Source organism: Magnetospirillum sp. 15-1, from assembly GCF_900184795.1.
Taxonomy (GTDB): Bacteria; Pseudomonadota; Alphaproteobacteria; order Rhodospirillales; family Magnetospirillaceae; genus Phaeospirillum.
The window spans coordinates 605766-625689 of sequence record NZ_FXXN01000027.1 but is presented as its reverse complement, the minus strand read 5'-3'; the positions used below and the strand labels follow the sequence as shown (position 1 = coordinate 625689).

Below are 19924 nucleotides of genomic sequence, written 5' to 3'. Positions count from 1 at the left end.
GCCAGAAAGGCCGGGTGCGAAAGCGCTTGGCGGCGGTCCTCGTGGCTGCCGGCCTGGCCTTTGGCGCTCCCGCTGCCCTGGCGGAATATCCGGTCATTGATATCAGCGCCATCAAGCAGGCAATCGCTCAGCTGAACGAACTGAAGAAGCAGGTAGCTAATCAGGTGGAAGAACTAATCCACCTAAAGGAAATGGTGTCATTCCTGAATGACATTTCGTCATTTGCGAATGACATCACGCGAGCGATTGGGAAGATCACAAACATAAAGATCCCAATCCCAAATCTTGACCGCATGTCGGCACAGACCAAAGGCAATCTCAGCTGCCTCATTCCAGATGGACTTCAATGGGGCATTAAATTTGAAGATCTGAACTTCGGATCAATCTGCGAGACATCAAACCGATACCGCCAGAGTCTGTTTACGGATAAGGCCCAGATGAGCAACCTCAGCTGGGCGGATCAGAAGAAGGCCCGCGACGCCACCGAAACGCACCGCCAAGCCCTGCTGGAAGACACCACGACACGGGCGCTCGCCCAAGCTGATGTCCTGATGAAGCAGGCCGATGAACAGGACAAGACGGCCGATAAACTGCAGGAAAGCCTGGACGCGGCGGAAACGCTCCAGGATCGCGCCCATGTGCAGGCTCAAACTGAACTGGCCAAGCTGCGGGTGGCGGCCCAGCAGACTCAGTTGCTGGCCCAACTGGTGAAACTGCAGGCGGCGGTGGCGATCATGTCGGGGCTACCTGCCAGCCAGGTGGATGCCATTCAGAAGGGAGGCGGCCAATGAGTCCACGCTCCCTATCAGAGGCGGGTAATGAGATCCCGGACCCTGCGCGCACCGTGCCGCACGATGGGATCTTCGTAGTGCTTATCCAAAATCATGCCCTCGGCCGCATGAGAGCCACCAAGTGGCTCGCCCTTCGCTTTGCGCCGCGCCCTCTTACTGCCGCCGCGCGAAAGAATAACGCCAAAAAACAAAAAACCGAACAGCGCCAAAAACATACCAGCATAATTACGCACAACATCTATCAGACTGACAAAGACTGTATATCCTTCGGAAATGCGCCGAGGAGTGTCGTAAATAAAAAACAAAAAATCGCCGCCAATCTGGCCGCAACAATAATCGCCGCCACCGGATATATGCTGCCCAGCAATAGCTCCACCAGAAATGAATACACAGGATATTACGAAAATGACTAGCATAGGCACGGACTGCTGGAGCTGCACCCCCCTACAAAAGTACGTAGATCTCTCGACCAGCTTTGCCGACAATCTCAGCACGTCTCTGCATGATCCCATGTTCAAGCTCTTTCTGGCGTTAGCCGGACTGTGGGCGGTCATATCTGCATACAAATTATACATTAAGATGACCGATCTTAATGGCATCATTAAGGACTTCGCATTTATTACTATAACGGGTGTTTTGCTGGGTGGTCAAGGCACGGGCCTAATTTCCACCGTATATTCGGCCTCAATTGACATCATGGGGGGCGCCTCTGCTGCCGTATTCAGCCTGGCAGGCAATGCGGAACAGAGCACGGGCTATTCCGGCTTGGTCGGGTTGGCAGCTAATGGCGAACTGGCGGTGGCCAAGGTATTCCAAGCCGCCGAAGCCGTCGCCAAGGAAGGGGCACTCTACAAGCCGCAATACTACATTTATGCATTCTTGTTGGTCCTGCCCTATTTTCTCCTCGTCGTCGCCTATTCAGCCCAAGTGGTGGTGGCAATCTTCAGGGCCGCCCTGGTAGCAGTATTCGCCCCGTTCCTGTTCATGGCCTTCGCCTTTAATTGGGGACGGTCCATGGCAGTCTCTGGCGCGAAGACGCTGCTGGCTTCGATCCTGGTACTGTTCGCCTGCACCGCAGCCCTGTCGCTGTGCATCTACGGCGTCAACTCCCTAGTGCTTGATCCAACCAAGCTTGTCGGCAACGACGCCCGTAACTTTGCCAACGTCGCCAGCGTTGAATATCTGGTGGTGCTCTTCCTCGGGTGGGCCGGAACAGCCCTGATGACCGAGGGGACCGCCATCGCCAATTCCATTGCACAAACCGCGCTGACCAATGCAGCTGCCGGCATCATGACAGCTGGCGTCTCAGCCAGCGCGATGTCTGGCCTGAAGAAAGGTGGGCAGCTTGCCCGCACTGGCGCCGGTGCAATTGGCCAGGGGTTCTTCTGGGGGCAACAGGCAATGGCCGACCCCGCCGCCGCAGCCCAGCAGCTGATCGACAAATTCAAAAACATCAACAAGCCCGGTAGCGGGAACTGACCGCCATTACCCAGCCGTCATAACGACAGGAAAACACCATGTCCAAGTTCATTCGGCTCAGCCTCACTATTGTTCCGCTTATTCTCCTCGCCGCCTGCGGCGGTAACCGAGAAATCCAGTACGAAGGCACCGGATCGGACGAAATGCGCCGCAGTCCCTGCGCGTGTATGCCGATTCCCTACGAAGCCCCGAAATTCAAATGGGGCCTCTCCTGATGGCCCTCGTGAAGATGCCCAGCGCCATTGCCCGGCTACTGGCCAAAACTGGCCAGCGCCGGCCGCCATGCCGTCCGGAAGCACCGCCTCAGGTCGATCACAGCGCGACCCGAGCTGCCGATCCCTATGACTTCGAAGCCGCCCATACCCGCTTGGCTTGGATGCTGCGCCTGGCGGCAATGACCAATGTCGGCCTTATCGCCGTCGTCATCGTTCTCGTCTCAGCGATCTCCGAGCTGGTGCCGCTGAAAGAGGTCCAGCTGGGCTTGATCCGGATCGAGCCGCGCAGTGATCACATGGAGCGGGTCGATCCGGCCTCATTGGTGCGGGTGCTCCCCGTCACCAAGGACACACCCGGCTACGAGCTGATCACTGAAGCGTTCGTACGTCGCTACATCCGGGTGCTGCTGGAGATCGACACCGCCTCTCAGGATGACCGGATGCGGGAAGCCAACCTTCATTCCGATGCGGAATGGTGGAAGCGCTTCATCCGCGACCGTAAGCGGGAAATCGACAAGGGACTGGAGATCGGCCTGAACCGCTCCGTCAACGTCGAGACGGCGGACCTCATTTCTGAGCGCAACGGCGTACGCCGCTATGCCGTCGAACTGACCCAGACGGACGAGCGCGACGGGAAGCGCATCGACCGGCGGAACCTGCGCGCCTACGTGGTTATCGCACCTCGGCCGCAGAGTGTCCGCCCATCCGAAAAATTTGAAAACCCATCGGGATTGCGGGTGCTCGACGTGTCGTTGAAGGACAGGGGGAATTCATGATCGGACTTATTCTGGCCGCCCTGGCGGCTGCCATGCTGGCCGCGCCGGTTGCCGCACAAACGCCCTTTCCTGGGCAGAACCAGGTCAATGTGCCACTCACGCCGCCAAGCAAGGCGCAACCTGGTGCGTCTCCCACCGGAAGCACAGCAGGCCAAGCGGCCAAGCCATCCAGCGGAGCGGCTACCCGCTCACCGATTGTAGCTGGCGCGACCACTCCCCAGCAGCCGGCTACAGCTGCAGCTGGCCCCCAAAGCAACGCCTCCAACCGCATTCCGGACGACATGCGTCAACAAGCGGAATTCCAGCGAGAAGGCGCCTTTCCGGAGATGTCCAGGCCCGGTGCCGGCGGGCAGATCCAGGACGCCTGGGACAGGGCGGAACCCAAGGCCGGCGTCTACGTCCAGAAACTCTGCCAGGACTGCGTCTACAAGGTCCGGACGCGAGAATTCATGCTCACGACGGTAATTCTGCCCGAGGATGCCGTGATCACGTCCGTCGATCCCGGCGATCATTCCGGCGCCTTCGTCGTTCAGAAGAAGGCGAAGAACAGGCTGACCATCCGCCCCACTTCGTGGGGGATGGATACCAACCTGAACGTCAACACCAGATCGGGAGCGGTTTATCCCCTGTACGTGCGATCCGAAACCGTCAATTCGGTGAACGTGCCCGACCTGGTCTACAGGATCGCTGGCCAAGAGAAGCCCGAAGCCATCGATGGCGCCGAGGCGGATGGGACCGGCACCAAGGACAGCGCCCCCCCGCTGCCGCCGCAAAAGCCGGCCAAGAAAGACTTCCTGCGACACAAGCCGCTTGATGTCTCGAAATTTCACGGCTGGGAGGATTACCGCCTGTCGGGTGACGACGAGTTGAAGCCGGAGACCATCTGGCGCGACGACATCTGGACCTATATCCGCTATGGCGACAAGTGGGACGGAATGGAGTTGTCCACCGGCTACGTCACCAATGACGGCTACGACGAGTTGGTCAACAGCCACGTCGAAGGGACGGTGTTCGTCATCGAGTCCGTCTCCCCCCTGATTACGCTCAAGAACGGCATGAAATATCTCTGCATTCAGTACACGGGGAGCAAGCCCTGATGGCTGCGGGGATCTGCGACCTGGCGCTGGCCATCGGCCTGACTCTCGGAGGCACCTGCCAGCCGCAGGCCGTCCATCCGGACCCCATGCCGGCGGACGAGCCGGCGGCGTGGGCTATCCGCCCCCCAGCGCCGAAAGAGGAACCACCACCACCACCGGCAATGCCTCCGGTCGTAATCAAGCAGGAAGTCATTCGAGAGGTGATCCGCGAGGTGCCGGCACCGACACCGCCCGCCCCGCCACCGGCGCCACCGCCAGGCCCTGATCCCGTGGCCGAGGCTGTCCGGGCCAGTTACGCGGGCCGGGCAGCCCGCAATGCCAGCCAGGCCGAGATCGGCAAACCGTCAGGCTTCGATGACGACACCGAAGCCCGACCCGGGGCGATGCCTGTTCTGCCTGGGGTAGTTGGGCAGGAAGGCACCGGATATCAGGAAAAATCGGTCACGTCCTCGCTTCCGGTCGATAACTCCCGGATCATCACGACGGATCGGTATATCCCAGGAATTCTGGAGACGGGCATCAACACCCAGTTGGACGGTTCCGTGGGCGGGCCGGTGGTGATCCAGGTCAGCCGGGACGTATACGGCTATCATGGCCGAAATATCCTGGTGCCCAAAGGTTCGCGCCTGGTGTGCGGGAACAAGACCCTGGAAAAGGTCGGCTCCAGCCGCGCCCCATTCCGCTGTTCCCGCGTGTTGCTGGGCGAAAGCCGGGCCGAGATCATCGGCATCAAGGCCAATGTTACCGACGTTCAAGGCGCCCTCGGCGTCTCCGGTGACGTGGACAATCGGTTTTTCGAGCGATACGGCACGGCCTTCATCCTCGCCGGCGTCTCGGCCGCCGTCCGGGCGGCTTCGGCCGGCAGCCAGTCGACCTCGACAACCAGCACGGCCACGTCGACCGGAAGCAGCAGCACCTATAGCGGCAATGGCGGCGCCCTATCCACTGGTGGCCAGGAGCTATCCCAGCGCCTGGGCGAGATTACCGCCGCCACCCTTGAACAGACTCTCAACCTGACCCCGATCCTGAAAATCGCTCAGGGCACGCGGGTTGTCGTCCGTCCCGATACCGATTGGTACATCGCCAACGTGGAGTAGCCCCATGCGTAGAAAAGTTTTGGCGGTCTGCGCCCTCCTCACTTTCCTGTCGTCACCGGCCTGGTCGCAGACCAGCCCCACCCCAACCACACAGCCGAACGCAACGCCGGCACAGCAGGACATGATTGCGATTCCTGTGTGGCCAACGGCAGCCGTACCGCTACCGGATTCGCAGCCGGCGCCCGTGTCCTTCGCCATGGGCAAGATCGACGGCATCTCTCCCGAGCTTGTGTCGGGTGTCACGGCCAAGGGCTACGCACGCAAGGTTTCTGTGGAAGGCCAGAGCGTAGGGCAAGTCTTGGTCACCACGGTGGCCAGAGGGGACCGCGAAGAAATCATTTCCACGGACGGCCTGAGCGCCCAATTCGATGCGAAGGGCGCCAACCAATTGTTCCCGGAAAAGACCGTCGAGGTCCAGGGATCGAAGACGGCACTGGTCGCGGCCCTTGAACGCTTGGCCACCCCCAAGAAGGAAGCGGCCAAGACGGAATTGCCGAAGGACGAAAAAGCCCAGAACGCGGTTGGGGCAAGCCAGCCCAAGAACGACCTGGCCGCCGGCTATCAGAGTCCGACCGTGTCGGCCACGCCGGCGCCGGAGCAGAAAGACCCGGTCACCGACAATCGCGTTACCACCGAAGGGTGCTCTGTCAGGGTCGATATGACCCAGGAATTAGCCATCCAGCAAAGCAAGCTGCAGACCTTCACCGACGGGACATTAACCACGGATGGAAGCTGCACGGACTCGGATACGAAGTTCCCGATCAAGCGTTCTTACGCAACCTGCCCCATCGATATTCTCGACCTGGCCAAGCTGCAGGCATGGCCGCAATACACCCTGTACTACGTGGACACCGCCGGCGAGACCCACACGGTTAGCGAGTGCGCCAAGGATGGCGACAGCCCCTACATGATCGTTGAGGACGAAAGCCAGTGCCCGATTTCACTGGATTTCGCCAATGCCAAGGCTGTGCCTCAGGCTGCCTTGATCTACACCAACCGCAACAACGCCCCTGTCCAGGCTCGGGGCTGCGCCGACTCGACCAAGTCGGCGGCAATCCCCATGACCGAAAGCGTGCTCAATTGCCCACTGCGCAATGATTTCGCGGCGAGCAAATCCTATGAACGCTCCATGTGGACGTACACACGGAACGGCCTGACCTATCAAGCCGCCCCCTGCGGCGACACTGGCCGCGTCTTCTCCCACGAGACTGTCTATGCGGACCTGGCTGGGGCCTATATCTGCACCCCCATCACCAACATGACCACGAAGACCGTCATCCTGCAGTCGAGGAAGCGGGTCACCATTGATGATGTCCCCCAATTTATCACCGACTGCACTCCCGACACTTCAACCAAAGGCATCTTCTCAACGACTGACGGCTGCATGGACCCGTCAAAGTGGACCCACGACATCGCCAACAGCGTTTCCTATGGCCAGGAACGCTTCTGGTACGCGAAAGCCGATGGCTCGCGGGAATACGTGACTCAGTGCCAAAACTCGACGGTAACCTACCCCCACAGCGTCACCATTACCGGCTACCAATATCATGATGACCAACGATGGGCTTATCCGCTGTCCACCATCACGATATCCGTCAATGGCACCCCATACACCGTAGCATCATCAGGAATATTAGCCGGGGCTCCACAGATACCCTATGTCCTGGACAGCACTCAAAGTATACCGGATGGCACAACTACTAACGAAGGGTGCCAGACTTACCAGAACACCGTTCTGACAGATATTTATAAGCGACCGGACGACACCATCTATTCTGTGCCGAAAGGCGTCGGCACCCCGATAGCCGTCCCGGGCACGCCTCTGGCGGGCGGCACCCACACCGATGTGTCCTGCTGCAATGCGGGAGGTACGGTTACCGCTGTTGGCGGTGGCGTGTCGATCTGCCGGTTCTCGCAGCCCTTCTGCCCCTCCGGATGGTCCGCCTACCAGAATTGGATGACGACCGGCATCAATACCTGCCAGACCACGCAAGGCTCTTGTAGTGGGGGAGATGGAGGGTGCTCGATGCCCTTGGTCTGTAGCTCCTGCACGGCGCCGGCGCACGGCTTCAGCAACTCCGCCCCCGGCACATGCTCGTATGCGACCCAGTATAGCGGCAGCAGTTGGGACAGCAGCTATTACGGCTGCGACACCGGCACGAGGCTATGTTCGGCCACAATCCTAGAAATTGGCTGCAGGTAAGTCGCCATGGCCTCGGCGATCTCCATCATCCTTCGGCCTTTCGCCGCATTCTACGACGACACCACGACAGTAGAAATGCGGATGACCAGGCCGAAGCGGGTCATCGTAGACCGGCGCGGCCAGGGCAAGATTACCCTGGACGCGCCGGATTTGACCCTAGCCCGCATCGAGGACATTTGCCGCAGCCTGGCCAATGTCACCGGTGTGAAATTCCGGCCTGAGACAGCTCCAAAGCTGTCTTGCATCATTCCCGAGGTGCGACACCGCTTCGAGTGCCTAGTGGGGGCGTCGGTGCAAACCGGCGTCTCCCTGGCCATCCGCTGCAAGCATCCATTCACCCCGTCGTGGGAACAGGTCGGCGCCTCGCCGGCAGTGGTGGAATATCTGCAGGAAGCGGTGGAGGCCGAGCGGAACCTGATCGTCTCGGGAGCCACCAACACCGGCAAGACCACGCTATTGAACAAGCTGCTGGACTTCCTGCCGGATCATCGCCGCGTGATCGCGGTCGAGGACACCCCAGAGCTGCAGATTGATCGTTTCTGGGACGGCGTCGGGCTGATCGCCGCCCGCGAGGCTGCGACCTCGTCGGGCATGATCAGCTGGCGTGAACTCTATGACCATAAGATGCGCGCCACACCGGACAACGTCGTCTTTGGCGAGATATCCACCCAGAACGCCTTTGCCGCCCTCGGGTCATTGAATTCTGGCATCACCGGATTCATGTGCTCGATCCACGGCGATAGCCCGCACCAGGTGCTGCACCGTAAGTTCGACCAGAATATTGCCTGGTCGGGGCAGAACATGCCCCGAGTTCCAGAATTCTTGGCCGAGCTGGTAGACGTTATCGTTCAGATCAAGCGCACCTCGGACGGATATCGCCGCATCACCGACATCTACGAGCCGCGCAACGACTGTTGGGTCATGCGTCATGGCGAAATGGTGCAGAGGACCGCAGCATGATCGTGTTGGCCATTCCGTTTGCCCTGACCATCTCGGTGTACGCCACTGGGTATGTCTGGGAGGAGTTTTACGACTTCTACGCCCTGCAGGGCGATTCCTGGGCCTGGGTGTGGCGCTATCTGATGGCCTATGGCCATGCTCCCGGCTTCATCCAATGGGGCATCATCGCCGGCGCCGGCAGCGCCATCGCGCAGATCCTGATCATCCAGGCCATCGCTTCACGGATCGGCGCTCACACCTTGCATGGGGGACACAACAACAACACCCTTCACGGCTCTGCCCGTTGGGCGAAAAAAAAGGATGCGAAAGAAGCCAACCTTTGGCGTGACAGCGGCGTTGTTGTTGGCGGGTTTCCGAAAATTTTGGGCGTCCAAACCCTCCGCCACGATGGGCCGGAGCATGTGCTTGCGTTCGCCCCAACTAGGTCCGGTAAGGGCGTCGGCTTGGTGCTTCCCACCTTGCTCTCGTGGCTCGAATCGGTCCTGGTCCTCGACATGAAGGGGGAGAACTGGCGCCTGACATCGGGATGGCGGGCGTCCCAAGGGCAACGCATCCTAAAATTCGATCCCACTGCTGAGAAAGGGTCTAACCGCTACAATCCACTGGCGGAGATCCGCCTGGGCACACCGCACGAGATTGCCGACTCCCAGAACATCGCGGTCATGATCATTGACCCGGACGGTAAAGGGCTGGCCGATTTCTGGGCCAAATCGGGCTATGCGTGGCTAACCGGCACCATCCTCTACGCCCTTTACAGTATCCGCAACAAGGAGGGGCGGATTGCCGCTCTCCCGGACCTCGATAGAGTTCTGACCGCCGCTGGCGAGGGTGTTGATTCCGTAATCGCTGATATGAAGGGTTTTGAGGCTGATACGGAGGCGGCAACTCAGCTGATCCGCTCCTCTGGCCAGGAAATGGATGACCGCGCCGCCCAGGAGCGGTCTGGCGTCCAGTCATCGGCCAAAGTTGACCTTTCGCTGTATCGCGACCCAATTGTCGCCAACAACGTCTCTGGCTCGGACTTTAAGCTCGATGACCTAATGAACGGTGATGCCCCAGCATCGCTCTACATCATTCTCCCGCCAGGCGATATTGACCGCCTACGCCCGCTGATCCGTATCCTGCTCAATCTCTATATGCGCAGGCTGATGAAGAATATCGGTTCGGATGGTAAAGCCGTTTATAAGCACCGCTTACTGGCTCTGCTGGATGAATTTACTGGCGTTGGAAAGCTAGAAATTTTTGACAAATCCCTGGCTTACATGGGCGGGTACGGCATTAAAGCCTTCCTTATCATCCAGGACATCACCCAGCTTTGGAAAGAATACGGCAAGGAAAATGGCATTATCGGCAATTGCCACGTCCGAATTGCCTACGCGCCCAATAACCCCGATACCGGCGCATACCTGTCAAAGCTATGTGGCAAAACCACCATCGTTCAAGAAAAGCGCACCCGGAATAGCAAGGCACTACAGATTTTCGGCGCCAGTGTCACGGACTCCACAGCCGAAACTCCGCGCGACCTTCTGACGCCGGATGAATGCATGCGGCTCAAGCCAGCCAAGAAGTCGCGCCTTGATCCTGAAAAGATTGTCCGTGCCGGCGACATGCTGACTTTCGCAGCGGGCTATCCGCCGATCCTCGGCCGGCAGCCGCTGTACTTCTTCGACAAGACTTTACTGGCGCGTGCACGCATGGCGCCGGTCGGTTCCCAGCCGGCGGTGAATGACGACAGCAAAAAAGACCAGTTGGCCGAAGATCCCGCCGTCCCCTCCCCCATCACGGCCCGTCTTCGGGCCGCCGCCAATCCCAACACCTGAGGAGGAATCATGTTCGAACTCAATACTGCAATCGTATCTGGCCGCCTCGGCGCCGATGCAGAGATCCGGCAGCTGTCCAGCAGCAGGGCCGGTTCCTTCTCCATCGCCGTTGATCACAACTTCAAAAACCGGGCGGGGAAATGGCAGACGGCCACCAGTTGGTTCCGCGTCGTCACATACAATCCGTGGCTGATCGAAAACATCCTCGCCACCGAGGCCACCAAGGGGCGAGCGATGTTCGTGCAGGGCGCCCTGCGTGCCCGGTCCTGGGAAAAGGACGGCAAGAAATACCACACGGTCGAGATCGAGGTGGACGGCGCCGGCGGCATCGTTCCCGTCACGGCCGAAAGCGCGCCCGTGAATCGTATCCTGCTCGCGGGTCGCTTAGGTGACCACGCCGACATCAAGACCCTGCCGGGCCAGGAAGGCGGCAAAGTAGCGTCCTTCAGCTTGGCGGCGGATCGCTCATTCAAAGGCCAGGACGGCGCTTGGCGAAAGGCCACCGACTGGATTCGGATCGTCACCTTCCAACCGTCCCTGATCGACAAAGTCTTGGCCAAGCAGGCGACCAAAGGGCGCCTGGTGCAGATCCAGGGCGCCCTACGCTCGCGTGAATGGAACGACGGTGACGGCGAAATCCGGACCAGCATTGAGGTGGAAGTGGACGGCCCTGGTGGCATCACCCCGGTGATCGAAGACCGGAATTAGGGGGAGGAAAAACAACATGACGAACAAGGATCAGAAGACCTTGGCCACGCAGATCGGCGCCATGGCCAGCGCCGGCCTGGTGGTGACCACCGATCCCGACGACGCCGAAATCATGGGCGCCTTCGTCGAAGACGCTCTCTCGGCCGAGGACGCCAGTGAAAGCCGCTTCGACGAGATTGCCGAAGGGGATGAGTGATGAGCGACCACCCCAACTACCGTGACGAGATCGCGGCCGAGATTATCGGTCGCATCGAAAAGGGCACGGCTCCCTGGCAAAAACCCTGGCAGGCGGGAACTCTTGGAGCCGCCCCATTCAATCCCATCAGCGGCAATCCTTACCGCGGCATCAACGACGTGTGGCTCACCCTGCAGGGCCGCGGCGATCCTCGTTGGATGACCTATCGCCAAGCCCTGGAACAAGACGCCCAGGTTCGCAAGGGGGAGAAGTCCACCACCATCGAGTACTGGCAATGGACCGAGCGCCAGGCACTCACCGGTCAAGACGGAAAGCCCCTCCTCGATGGCGAAGGACGGGAGCGCTTCGAGTTGGTTCGCCTGGAGCGCCCCAAGGTGTTCTATGCCAAGGTGTTCAACGGTGAACAGATCGACGGCCTGCAGCCATATGTTCCTCCGCCAGCACAGCATGAAATCATCCGGATGGTTCGTGCCGAAGCGATGATTTCCAGTGCGAATGTGCCGGTCTTCCACGATCAGCGAGACCGCGCCTACTACAGCCCGGCTAGCGACGATATTCATCTTCCTGACCGGGCATCATTCCGGGACCACATCGCTTATTACGAAACCACTCTGCACGAGCTGGGGCACGCCACGGGACACCGGAGCCGTTTGAACCGCGCCTTTGGCCCCTTCGGCTCGGAAGGATATGCGAAGGAAGAACTCCGGGCCGAGATCGCCAGCTACATGCTGGCCAGGGATCTCGGCATCTCCTTCGACCCCGGCAACCACGCCGCCTACGTCGAATCCTGGCTGAAGGTGTTGCGCGACGACCGCAACGAGATCTTCCGCGCGGCGCGGGACGCCGAAACTATCAAGACCTGGGTGATGGAACCGGAGAAGCGACCGGAACTGGAACAGGCCGCCCAGATAGCGAAGGCCGCCGCCATTGAGCGCCCGGTCAAGGAGGAACGCGAACCCAAGCAGGAGGCAGCCATGCCCGAGGAGAGGAAGCCCCGCATTTATATCGCCGTCCCCTACGCCGAGAAGGACGAGGCCAAGGCCGCCGGCGCCAAGTGGGATCGTGCCGGTAAGTCCTGGTACATCCCGGAGGGGACAGACCCAGCCGCCTTCACCAAATGGGCAGGCAAAGACCAGGCGCCCGGCCCTGACATCGACCCGGTCAAGGAATTCGCCGAAGCCCTGAAGGCCAACGGCCTGATCATCAAGGGCGATCCCGCCATGGATGGCGAATGGCATCGGGTCCAGGTCGATGGCGACAAAAAAGGGCAGTTGAACGGATCGTACCGGGGCTTCCTGGACGGCAAGCCGGCGGGCCAGATTACTAATTACAAGGCTGGAGGAACCGTCCAGTGGGTGGCTACCGGCATGGCCTTGACCGACGAACAGCGAGCGAAGATCCAGGCCGAGGCGGCACAGGTCCGCGCCGGCCGGGAACAAGCTGTGCGCCAGGCGGCTGAGAAGTCGGCCAAGATCGCCTACGGCGTCTGGGTGAACCTCCCGGGAGACGCCACCCAGGAGAATTGCAAATACCTGCAGAACAAGGGCGTCCATGGGTACGGGGTGAAGGTAAACCCCGAAGGGCAAATGGTGGTGCCCTGCCGCGATGCCGATGGGCGGTTGTGGAACATCCAGACCATCGGTCCCAACGGCAAGCGGTTCCTGAAGGACAGCCGCAAGGAGGGCACGATGCATGTGCTGGAACCCAGCGGCAAAGGGACGCTGGACGCCCTCCGGCCGACGCATCGTGACGGCGTCCACCAGCCCGCCATCATCATTGCCGAAGGCTATGCGACGGCGGCCACCATCTTCGAGCGAACCGGGCGGCCGGTGGTGTCCGCCTTCGATTCCGGCAATCTCCTGGCCGTGGCCGAGGCCGTGCGGGCGAAGTTCCCGAACAGTCAGATCCTCATCGCGGCGGACAACGACCATTCCAACAAGCTGGGAAATGTTGGAATGACCAAAGCGGAGGAAGCGGCGAAGGCCGTCGCCGGGCTTTTCGTCGCACCGCGTTTCAGGCCAGAGGAGATGGCGAAGGGCCTCACCGACTTCAACGACCTGGCGCAGGCCCGTGGCGGCTCGCATGTGGCCGCCGTCATCGAGGGGGCCATATCGCGCTCCCGTGGCCAGGAACGTGGCGTGGCCTAACCCCTTAACGCCGGCATCACCACCTAGTGGTGCCGGCCATCCTTTCAGGACAGGTGAACCATGGCCACAGACCGTCACCGCATCAAGGTCTCTTTCACCGACGAGGAAATGGAACGGGTCAGAAAGCAGGCGGACCAATTCAAGCTTTCCATTTCCGAAATGCTTCGCCGCTTCGCCCTTGGCGAACGCCTTCCAGATCCATCCACGTTCGCCGGGGCCGAGGCGATCCGCAACCTCCTGAAGGTCAATGCGGACCAAGCCCGCCTCGGCAACCTCCTGAAGCTGGCGCTCGACGAGAGCGACGGCACCTGGCCACCGGCCATGGTGGCGCGGATCGACGCGCTGCGCGTGGAGATCGGCGAGGTCCAGGCGGCGCTGAGTGCCGCCGTGAAAGACATCCACTACCAGATTCATCCCCGGGCCGAGCGGTGATCGCCAAGCGGATCGACCGAAAGCCGGAGGTACGCGACAATTTCGGCTACCTGGGGCGCTACGTGGCGGCAGCCCGGGAAAAGGGCGAGAAGCTCGATAAGTTCTGGATCAAGAACTGCGACGCCGGCGCGCAACTCCAGGACCTCGACCTGGCGCTGATCGAGATCGAGGCCACCCGGCAGGCCAAACCGGAAATCGCCGATAAGACCTATCACCTGGTGGTGTCGTTTCGCGCCGGCGACCAAGCCCGCCTGAGTGAAGCTGATCTGCAGGACATCGAACGGAACTTCGCCGAAGCCCTGGGCTACGGCGATCACCAGCGAGTCGCCGGCACCCACATCAACACCGACAACTTCCACATGCATGTGGCCATCAACAAAATTCACCCGGTTACGGCCCGGAGCCACACGCCACGGCAGGATTTCAAGATCCTGGCCAAGGTCGCCCGCGAGATGGAGCAAAAATACGGCCTGGTCGTGGACAAGGGCATGACCGATGGCGCCGCCCGTGATCCCGTATCAGCGAAGGCACGGGATTACGAGGCGAAGACCTGGCAGCAGAGCTTCGAACGCCATCTGGTGGAGCACAAGGCCGAGATCGTCGAGCTGGTGGCCAAAGCCGGGTCATGGCAGAAACTGCAAGAGGGGCTGGCGGAGTACGCGGTGGAGCTGCGGAAGCGCGGCGCCGGCGCCGTTTTCGCCCAGACCGATGCTAAAGGGCGAATGAAAGCCAGCGCACTCGACAGGACGTGCGCCCTGGCGGCTTTGGAAGAACGGCTCGGGCCGTATCAGGCGCCCCAGCCGAAACCGAAGGATCAGGTCGTAAAGCCGCCAGGGAAGCCCTATCGCGCGAAGCCGATGACCAGGCACCCGGCACAGGCCCGGCTGTGGCGGACCTACGCCCAGCAGAAGAAGCCGGGCTTTCTGGCGCGCAATCTCAAAGTAGGCAACTGGAAGTACATCCTGCTGGCCGACGCGCACAAGGACCCCTTGGCCCTGTGCATCCTGCTGACCCACAAGGAACTGCTCCACACCATCGACGAGCTCACGACGTTCGGACAGCCTCGACAGCCACGCGGATATCGGCCACCGAGTGCCGCCAGGGACGCGCTGCAGGCTTGGTACAAGGCCGGGACATGGAAGCCGCCGGCGGCGACATGGATGCGGCGAGACCTGGAAGAGATGGACCTCAGGGCCGATGAATCCGGGCGGGTGCTGTTCCCGTTCCGCGACCAGAAGGGATACATCCACGGCCTGCGCGCCATGGATGTCCAGGGTCAGACCCTGGACATCGGCGACCTGGCCAAGCCCGGGCTGTCCCATGTGATCGACCCGGGGAACGACCTGGGCAAAGCCGATCCCTATAGTGGCTCCGTGGTGATCACCTGCGACTGCATGGCGGCGGCGGTGCTCCATAAGGACACCGGCGCCCCGATCGTGGTGGTCGGCACAGACGCCGAGCTGGCCAGCGCCGCAGCAACGCTACGGGACCGACAGCCGAAAAGTCGGATCGTCGTGGTCACCACACGACAGACCCGTCAGGGCGTCCGAGCGGCGGGCCTGGTCGGCGGTCAGGCGACGGTGGTCGACAACGAGAAGGCGCAGGCGAAGATCATCGCAGACCTGGTCGGAATGGGCCGAGCGGTGCCCGTCGATCTTGGCCAAGCTAAGGCCATGGGCGCCTTCACCGAAGATGCCCTGTCGTCGGCCGAGGCGTTGGACAGCCAGCCGAAGCGGGGGCCAAAGAGAGTCGACCGTGGAAAGGGTGACGGCGGCCTTGGTCGATGATGAGCAGCCTTTCACACTTTATTCAAAGCCGCCCCACAGGGGCGGCTTCAAACCGCGCCCTCATCGTTCAGGCTTCTTCGCAATGTGCCTCGATGGCAGCGCGTAGCGGCGCGAGGGAACGTAAAATGGTAGCGACGATATCATTGAGCATGGAAAGCACCATTCCGTCCTGCCCCACGGCCCACTGGTCGTTGAAACGGGCGATCAAGCGTTCATCTTCATCCTTGATGCTCGGTGAGAGGTGAACACCCCCATAGACATTCGCCACGTATTTAATCACGTCCGAATTTTTCACGGGCGTGCCTGCAAGAATCATCTGGGATGACCCGAGGAAGCCATCGACGTTGTGTGGATGCAGATAGTACCCCGGAGGGAAAGCGTTGATGTCTGGGCAATATGGCAGGATCGCTTCAGGAATTGACTTTAAGACCTCTGGCGCCGGCCCAACAGTTGGAACCACGAAGCGAATTGGCAATCGATAATACCTGTTTGCCTGCGTAAACAGCCCATTGGCACCATCGATCAGAAGTTGCCGACAAAGCCTCGCCATATTCAGTTGATGATATAGGCGGAACTCTGACCCAGCGTTAATTTCCTCAAAACGCTGACCAAGATCACAGTAAACGTGGATGAAAAGCCTATCCACGTAATCACGGCTTACGGCGTAATCGTCACTCATATTTGAACCTCCTGCTTTCCAAATCTCACTCTCGGACTAACTGAAGGGATAATGTCCTGCGTGCCATATCGGCCTCCAATTCGATGGAACCACCTTAACTCGGTGTCCATCGAACTGGCCATGTAGGGTCACCCCCCCGTTCCCTCGCCGTGATTCTCTCATGAATGCGTGGAGCGCCCGAAGGGTGCGAATAAGCCTGACCGCCCCTATGGGCGGTGCGTGGTGTCCCCACCACGCCTATCCTGCCACAGCACGACAGGAGAAAAACCGCGAAACTTCCAGAAACTTCCAGAAACTCCCGGAAACTCCCGGAAGTCCTCACCTAACCTCACGGCCTAGTTGCCTTTGAATGATCGGCTGGCCATAAGGGCGGCCATGATCCACGAACGCCCAAGCAGAGTCGCCATTTATGCGCGCTATTCCGCCGACATTCAGAATCCGTCCTCGGTGGATGATCAGGTCGCCCTGTGTCGCAAGGCCATTGCCGATCACTTCGGCGATGTTGACGTGGTGACCGTGTTTTCCGATGCGGCGGTTTCCGGCACCACCTTGCAGCGGCCGGGGATCAAGCGGCTACTCGACGCAGTTGGGCGGCGACATATCGACTTGGTAGTTGCCGAGGGACTGGACCGCCTGTCCAGGTCGCTTAAGGACATTGCTGCGATGTACGAAACCCTGGCCTATCATAAGGCCGGGATCTGGACGGTCCACGAGGGCAAAATCAACGAGCTTCACATCGGGCTGAAGGGGACGATGAACTCGCTCATGCTCCGCGATATGAAGGCCAGAGTGAAACGAGGGCACCGGGGAAAGATCGCAGCCGGCCTAGCGGCCTCGTCCTGCACCTACGGGTATCGGGTGGTGCGAGGTGTGGTCGATGGGAAGGGACGCAACGTCAATGGCGTCCGCGAGATCGACGAGGCGGCGGCGGCTGTCATTCGGCGGGTGTACAAGGAGTACATTGCCGGCAAGCCGATTGCCGAAATCATCGAGGGTCTGAACCGGGATGGGATTCCGGCACCGGCTGGCGGCCTGTGGAAACGCAATGCCATCATGGGAGGTGCCGAGAAGGCCGAAGGCATTCTCAGGAACGAGGTCTACACCGGGAAGCTCGTCTTCGGAAAATCGCACGTAGTGCGGGACCCTGTGACGAACCGGAAACGCCAGATCCTCAATCCACCATCGGAATGGATCAAGCAGGATGTCCCGCATCTGCGGATCATTTCCGACAAGGAGTGGGAGGCGGTACGGTTGCTGGATCAGCCAAAAGAACCAGCCCCACGCAAATCCCGCCTGCCGGAGATTCTGAACACCCACAACCAGCATGCCCTGACCGGATGGATCAAGTGCGGGCAGTGCGGCGGCTCGAAATCGCTGGCCAACGAAACCAGATATCTATGCTCGAATCATCGATACGCGAAGACATGCAGCAACTCACGAGGCACCAAGGAAGCAACGCTGCTGGATGCGACCTTTCAGGCCATTTTGAAGCGCCTGGCTGAAGGACCGGATATTGGTCCCCTGTTGAAGGCGGCCTTCTCCCGTGAGATGGCCCGGCAAAAGCGGCTCGCCGAGAAAGAAGTGGATCTCGGCGAGCGCATAGGGCGGCTGGTAAATGCCATCGAGGCCGGAGTGGACGTCGAGGTAGCGACACAGCGCATACTGGATCTGCAGGACGAGCTGAGGAAGGTCCAGGCGGAGCGGCAGGCCCAGCCGAACTATACGCTGCCGAGCGAAGCCGAGATCCGGGACCAGATGGTTCGGCTCCTGCGCGACATCCGGCATGAGGCATCAGTGGTGCGCATGCGGCTAATGTTTGACTGCGTCCTTGACCGAATCGTCCTGACGCCCATTGAAGAGCGACATCAGGGTGAGCGGATGGAGATCTTCCTGAGGGAAGATCGCTGGCCGGATTTCTGGAAACTCGCCAACGGCTAGGCGGAAGCGCAGCACCCCGGGGGGGCGGCGCCGGCCGGGGGAGGGGCTTGCCCCCTGCCCCGGCCGGTGGCGTCGTAGGTAGGCGGGAGAGCGCCGCCATTGCACCAGACGTCGCTTACGCGGCCAAAACCTGGCGCTGGATTTGGCCGGCAGCGGCGGCATGGAAGATAGCGGCCGTCTGGGTGGCCCACAGATCGAGGCCGATTTCATCCACCGCATCCACCGGAAACGACTGGCTCCAATCACCGGCGCCGATGAAGTCGCCGGCGAGGGTTCCATAGAGCGTTCCAATCTCGGTACCGGGGGTCCAGGTCACCATGTAGGGGATTTCTCCGATCCAAGTGAGGAACTGCTGGGACTGAGTAGCGGTGCGGTTCATGAAAGCCTCCCTAATCTCGGTTTCGACGGAGATCCGCGACACCGGGACAGAGGGGCAGGCATAGGATTTTGGGGGGACCGCGCCGGCCTGCCGGCGTGGGGGAGCCGAAATCCGTCATTGCCAGGACCAGCGCAGCTGGGCCGGTGCCACGATGGCCCGGTGTAGGATCGCCAGCGGCGAAACTGAGCATTGATGGAAAGGGGCTTTCATGAACCGCACCGCCACGGCTGGCGAGAGCAGCGGGCGGGCGCAACCACCTTTGGCGGCACCGGGACAGGTCTGTGAGAACTACCGGGACAACCCAGGCTCCAGCACCGCCAGGCGGGCCTGACGGACCCATTTGGGCTGTGCGTTGATCATGGTCTTGACCTCGCCACGCTCGATGGATGCCACTAGGCGCATCCGTGTCCTGGTGTTGTCCAACAGCCATGCACGATCTGCCAGGGCTAAACCCTCGGGCAAGTTAGCCAGGCTGCGCTGGTAACGGCGCTCCACGTCGGCGCCGGGCACATGGTGGCCACCGTCCATCACCCGGACGGCGATCCGCCCCATGGAGAGCCAAGGAGAATCGGTGCAGATGAACACCAAGTTGACCTTATAGCCGGCCTCCTTGGCGGTCTTGATCAAGGCGATTTCCTGGTTACCGGAGAAGGTGGTTTCAACGGCAAAGCTCTGGCGAGCCGCAATCAACTGCCTACGCTGCAGCAGCGCCTCGCGCCCGGCTCGCAAGGAGGCTTCCGGGGCTTTGGGGCGATCAGGATTGAGGTCGCGGGCAATTTCGTCTGGGTTGACGATAGGGAGCTTGCCGGCAAGGTGCCGGCGGGTCAGAGAGGTCTTGCCGCTGCCGTTGGGGCCTGCGATGACCCAAAGCTGGTGCATCACAGATCCCGGATCAGAACTTCCCGATCATCCTTGAAGGTCACCAGCTGGCGGTGCCCATCGGGGTACTCCTTGACGACACCATCAGGATATCGGTCGTCACCGTAGTAGATGGCACGGCCAGCGGCGAGATGCCGCTTGGCCTCATCGCCGGCGTCGTTGGCCAGGGCCTTGGTGAAAGCCGCAACGAAACGCCGTTCGTCCGCCTCGGTCGCCTTGTCCAAATTCCCGAAATCAACTGCTGTGGTCATTTGGTCTTTCTCCTTAGCGGCCCGATTCAATCGTTAGCGATATTGGACGTCCAGAAAATTCTGGAATTGGGGCCGGATATATTTCCGTTC

Annotated in this window: 20 protein-coding genes; 15 read left to right on the top strand and 5 right to left on the bottom strand. The window is 60.7% G+C overall.

The annotated features are described in order from the left end of the window. Positions 1–14: 14 nt before the first annotated feature. Positions 15–791 carry a hypothetical protein gene (locus tag CP958_RS21220; protein ID WP_170959058.1) on the top strand — a complete coding sequence of 259 codons (777 nt, stop codon included), beginning with the start codon at positions 15–17 and terminating at the stop codon, positions 789–791. A 14-nt stretch (positions 792–805) separates the two neighbouring features. Here CP958_RS21220 and CP958_RS26535 read toward each other — a convergent pair whose 3' ends face one another. After that, the gene (locus CP958_RS26535) at positions 806–1207 is read right to left on the bottom strand and encodes a hypothetical protein (protein ID WP_170959057.1); all 402 of its coding nucleotides are present in this window, start codon (positions 1205–1207) and stop codon (positions 806–808) included. A 94-nt stretch (positions 1208–1301) separates the two neighbouring features. Here CP958_RS26535 and CP958_RS21210 point away from each other — a divergent pair, with 94 nt between their 5' ends. Genes CP958_RS21210 through traI form a run of 13 tightly spaced genes read left to right on the top strand, consistent with a single transcriptional unit; the run spans position 1302 to position 15708 of the window. Beyond that, the gene (locus CP958_RS21210) at positions 1302–2270 is read left to right on the top strand and encodes a type IV secretion system protein (RefSeq protein ID WP_170959056.1); all 969 of its coding nucleotides are present in this window, start codon (positions 1302–1304) and stop codon (positions 2268–2270) included. Positions 2271–2308: 38 nt separating this feature from the next. After that, complete coding sequence (locus tag CP958_RS26530) at positions 2309–2485, top strand: hypothetical protein (RefSeq protein ID WP_170959055.1); 177 nt, start codon at positions 2309–2311, stop codon at positions 2483–2485. Beyond that, entirely contained in the window at positions 2485–3261 is a 777-nt protein-coding gene (locus CP958_RS21205) for a VirB8/TrbF family protein (RefSeq protein ID WP_170959054.1), read from the top strand. The genes CP958_RS26530 and CP958_RS21205 overlap by 1 nt, the downstream gene beginning before the upstream one ends. Continuing rightward, complete coding sequence (locus CP958_RS21200; RefSeq protein ID WP_096704158.1) at positions 3258–4358, top strand: TrbG/VirB9 family P-type conjugative transfer protein; 1101 nt, start codon at positions 3258–3260, stop codon at positions 4356–4358. The genes CP958_RS21205 and CP958_RS21200 overlap by 4 nt, the downstream gene beginning before the upstream one ends. Then, positions 4358–5455, top strand: coding sequence for a TrbI/VirB10 family protein (locus CP958_RS21195; protein ID WP_096704157.1), 1098 nt, complete (start codon positions 4358–4360; stop codon positions 5453–5455). The genes CP958_RS21200 and CP958_RS21195 overlap by 1 nt, the downstream gene beginning before the upstream one ends. Positions 5456–5459: 4 nt before the next feature. Further along, on the top strand, positions 5460–7658 hold the full coding sequence (locus tag CP958_RS21190; protein ID WP_141400601.1) for a hypothetical protein: 2199 nt from the start codon (positions 5460–5462) through the stop codon (positions 7656–7658). Positions 7659–7664: 6 nt separating this feature from the next. After that, positions 7665–8618, top strand: coding sequence for a CpaF/VirB11 family protein (locus CP958_RS21185; protein WP_096704155.1), 954 nt, complete (start codon positions 7665–7667; stop codon positions 8616–8618). Continuing rightward, positions 8615–10438 carry a type IV secretory system conjugative DNA transfer family protein gene (locus CP958_RS21180; RefSeq protein WP_096704154.1) on the top strand — a complete coding sequence of 608 codons (1824 nt, stop codon included), beginning with the start codon at positions 8615–8617 and terminating at the stop codon, positions 10436–10438. Before CP958_RS21185 ends, CP958_RS21180 begins: the two co-directional genes overlap by 4 nt. Before the next feature lie 9 nt (positions 10439–10447). Then, positions 10448–11146, top strand: coding sequence for a single-stranded DNA-binding protein (gene ssb, locus CP958_RS21175; RefSeq protein ID WP_096704153.1), 699 nt, complete (start codon positions 10448–10450; stop codon positions 11144–11146). A 16-nt stretch (positions 11147–11162) separates the two neighbouring features. Beyond that, complete coding sequence (locus CP958_RS26680; RefSeq protein ID WP_096704152.1) at positions 11163–11342, top strand: hypothetical protein; 180 nt, start codon at positions 11163–11165, stop codon at positions 11340–11342. Further along, positions 11342–13489, top strand: a complete 2148-nt coding sequence (locus CP958_RS21165) for a zincin-like metallopeptidase domain-containing protein (protein WP_096704151.1) — start codon at positions 11342–11344, stop codon at positions 13487–13489. Before CP958_RS26680 ends, CP958_RS21165 begins: the two co-directional genes overlap by 1 nt. A 60-nt stretch (positions 13490–13549) precedes the next feature. After that, the gene (locus tag CP958_RS21160; protein ID WP_096704150.1) at positions 13550–13921 is read left to right on the top strand and encodes a conjugal transfer protein TraJ; all 372 of its coding nucleotides are present in this window, start codon (positions 13550–13552) and stop codon (positions 13919–13921) included. Beyond that, a complete protein-coding gene (traI, locus tag CP958_RS21155) occupies positions 13918–15708 on the top strand; it encodes a TraI/MobA(P) family conjugative relaxase (protein ID WP_096704149.1) in 1791 nt (596 codons plus the stop codon). The genes CP958_RS21160 and traI overlap by 4 nt, the downstream gene beginning before the upstream one ends. Positions 15709–15775: 67 nt before the next feature. Here the strand turns inward: traI and CP958_RS21150 are convergent, their stop codons facing one another. Continuing rightward, entirely contained in the window at positions 15776–16387 is a 612-nt protein-coding gene (locus CP958_RS21150) for a hypothetical protein (protein ID WP_096704148.1), read from the bottom strand. Between the two features lie 375 nt (positions 16388–16762). Here CP958_RS21150 and CP958_RS21145 point away from each other — a divergent pair, with 375 nt between their 5' ends. Next, positions 16763–18325, top strand: coding sequence for a recombinase family protein (locus CP958_RS21145; protein ID WP_096704147.1), 1563 nt, complete (start codon positions 16763–16765; stop codon positions 18323–18325). Between the two features lie 115 nt (positions 18326–18440). On the opposite strand, the gene CP958_RS21140 is transcribed toward CP958_RS21145, so the two are convergent. The 3 genes from CP958_RS21140 to CP958_RS21130 all read right to left on the bottom strand — a co-directional run bounded on the left by CP958_RS21140 (position 18441) and on the right by CP958_RS21130 (position 19834). Continuing rightward, complete coding sequence (locus CP958_RS21140) at positions 18441–18704, bottom strand: hypothetical protein (RefSeq protein WP_141400600.1); 264 nt, start codon at positions 18702–18704, stop codon at positions 18441–18443. Positions 18705–18992: 288 nt separating this feature from the next. Beyond that, on the bottom strand, positions 18993–19583 hold the full coding sequence (locus CP958_RS21135; RefSeq protein WP_096704145.1) for an AAA family ATPase: 591 nt from the start codon (positions 19581–19583) through the stop codon (positions 18993–18995). Beyond that, positions 19583–19834: a hypothetical protein gene (locus tag CP958_RS21130; protein ID WP_141400599.1), complete on the bottom strand. Its 252-nt coding sequence runs from the start codon at positions 19832–19834 to the stop codon at positions 19583–19585. The genes CP958_RS21135 and CP958_RS21130 overlap by 1 nt, the downstream gene beginning before the upstream one ends. Between the last annotated feature and the right edge of the window lie 90 nt (positions 19835–19924).

What these genes read in the sequence shown, in the direction of transcription:
- CP958_RS21210 (WP_170959056.1), top strand. Translation starts at nt 1,302, where the DNA reads ATGTTCAAGCTCTTTCTGGCGTTAGCCGGACTGTGGGCGGTCATATCT.
- CP958_RS21140 (WP_141400600.1), bottom strand. Translation starts at nt 18,704, where the DNA reads ATGAACCGCACCGCTACTCAGTCCCAGCAGTTCCTCACTTGGATCGGA.
- CP958_RS21205 (WP_170959054.1), top strand. Translation starts at nt 2,485, where the DNA reads ATGGCCCTCGTGAAGATGCCCAGCGCCATTGCCCGGCTACTGGCCAAA.
- CP958_RS21165 (WP_096704151.1), top strand. Translation starts at nt 11,342, where the DNA reads ATGAGCGACCACCCCAACTACCGTGACGAGATCGCGGCCGAGATTATC.
- CP958_RS21180 (WP_096704154.1), top strand. Translation starts at nt 8,615, where the DNA reads ATGATCGTGTTGGCCATTCCGTTTGCCCTGACCATCTCGGTGTACGCC.
- CP958_RS21185 (WP_096704155.1), top strand. Translation starts at nt 7,665, where the DNA reads ATGGCCTCGGCGATCTCCATCATCCTTCGGCCTTTCGCCGCATTCTAC.
- CP958_RS26680 (WP_096704152.1), top strand. Translation starts at nt 11,163, where the DNA reads ATGACGAACAAGGATCAGAAGACCTTGGCCACGCAGATCGGCGCCATG.
- CP958_RS26530 (WP_170959055.1), top strand. Translation starts at nt 2,309, where the DNA reads ATGTCCAAGTTCATTCGGCTCAGCCTCACTATTGTTCCGCTTATTCTC.
- CP958_RS21200 (WP_096704158.1), top strand. Translation starts at nt 3,258, where the DNA reads ATGATCGGACTTATTCTGGCCGCCCTGGCGGCTGCCATGCTGGCCGCG.
- CP958_RS21190 (WP_141400601.1), top strand. Translation starts at nt 5,460, where the DNA reads ATGCGTAGAAAAGTTTTGGCGGTCTGCGCCCTCCTCACTTTCCTGTCG.
- CP958_RS21150 (WP_096704148.1), bottom strand. Translation starts at nt 16,387, where the DNA reads ATGAGTGACGATTACGCCGTAAGCCGTGATTACGTGGATAGGCTTTTC.
- CP958_RS21130 (WP_141400599.1), bottom strand. Translation starts at nt 19,834, where the DNA reads ATGACCACAGCAGTTGATTTCGGGAATTTGGACAAGGCGACCGAGGCG.
- CP958_RS21145 (WP_096704147.1), top strand. Translation starts at nt 16,763, where the DNA reads ATGATCCACGAACGCCCAAGCAGAGTCGCCATTTATGCGCGCTATTCC.
- CP958_RS26535 (WP_170959057.1), bottom strand. Translation starts at nt 1,207, where the DNA reads ATGCTAGTCATTTTCGTAATATCCTGTGTATTCATTTCTGGTGGAGCT.
- CP958_RS21195 (WP_096704157.1), top strand. Translation starts at nt 4,358, where the DNA reads ATGGCTGCGGGGATCTGCGACCTGGCGCTGGCCATCGGCCTGACTCTC.
- ssb (WP_096704153.1), top strand. Translation starts at nt 10,448, where the DNA reads ATGTTCGAACTCAATACTGCAATCGTATCTGGCCGCCTCGGCGCCGAT.
- CP958_RS21160 (WP_096704150.1), top strand. Translation starts at nt 13,550, where the DNA reads ATGGCCACAGACCGTCACCGCATCAAGGTCTCTTTCACCGACGAGGAA.
- CP958_RS21135 (WP_096704145.1), bottom strand. Translation starts at nt 19,583, where the DNA reads ATGCACCAGCTTTGGGTCATCGCAGGCCCCAACGGCAGCGGCAAGACC.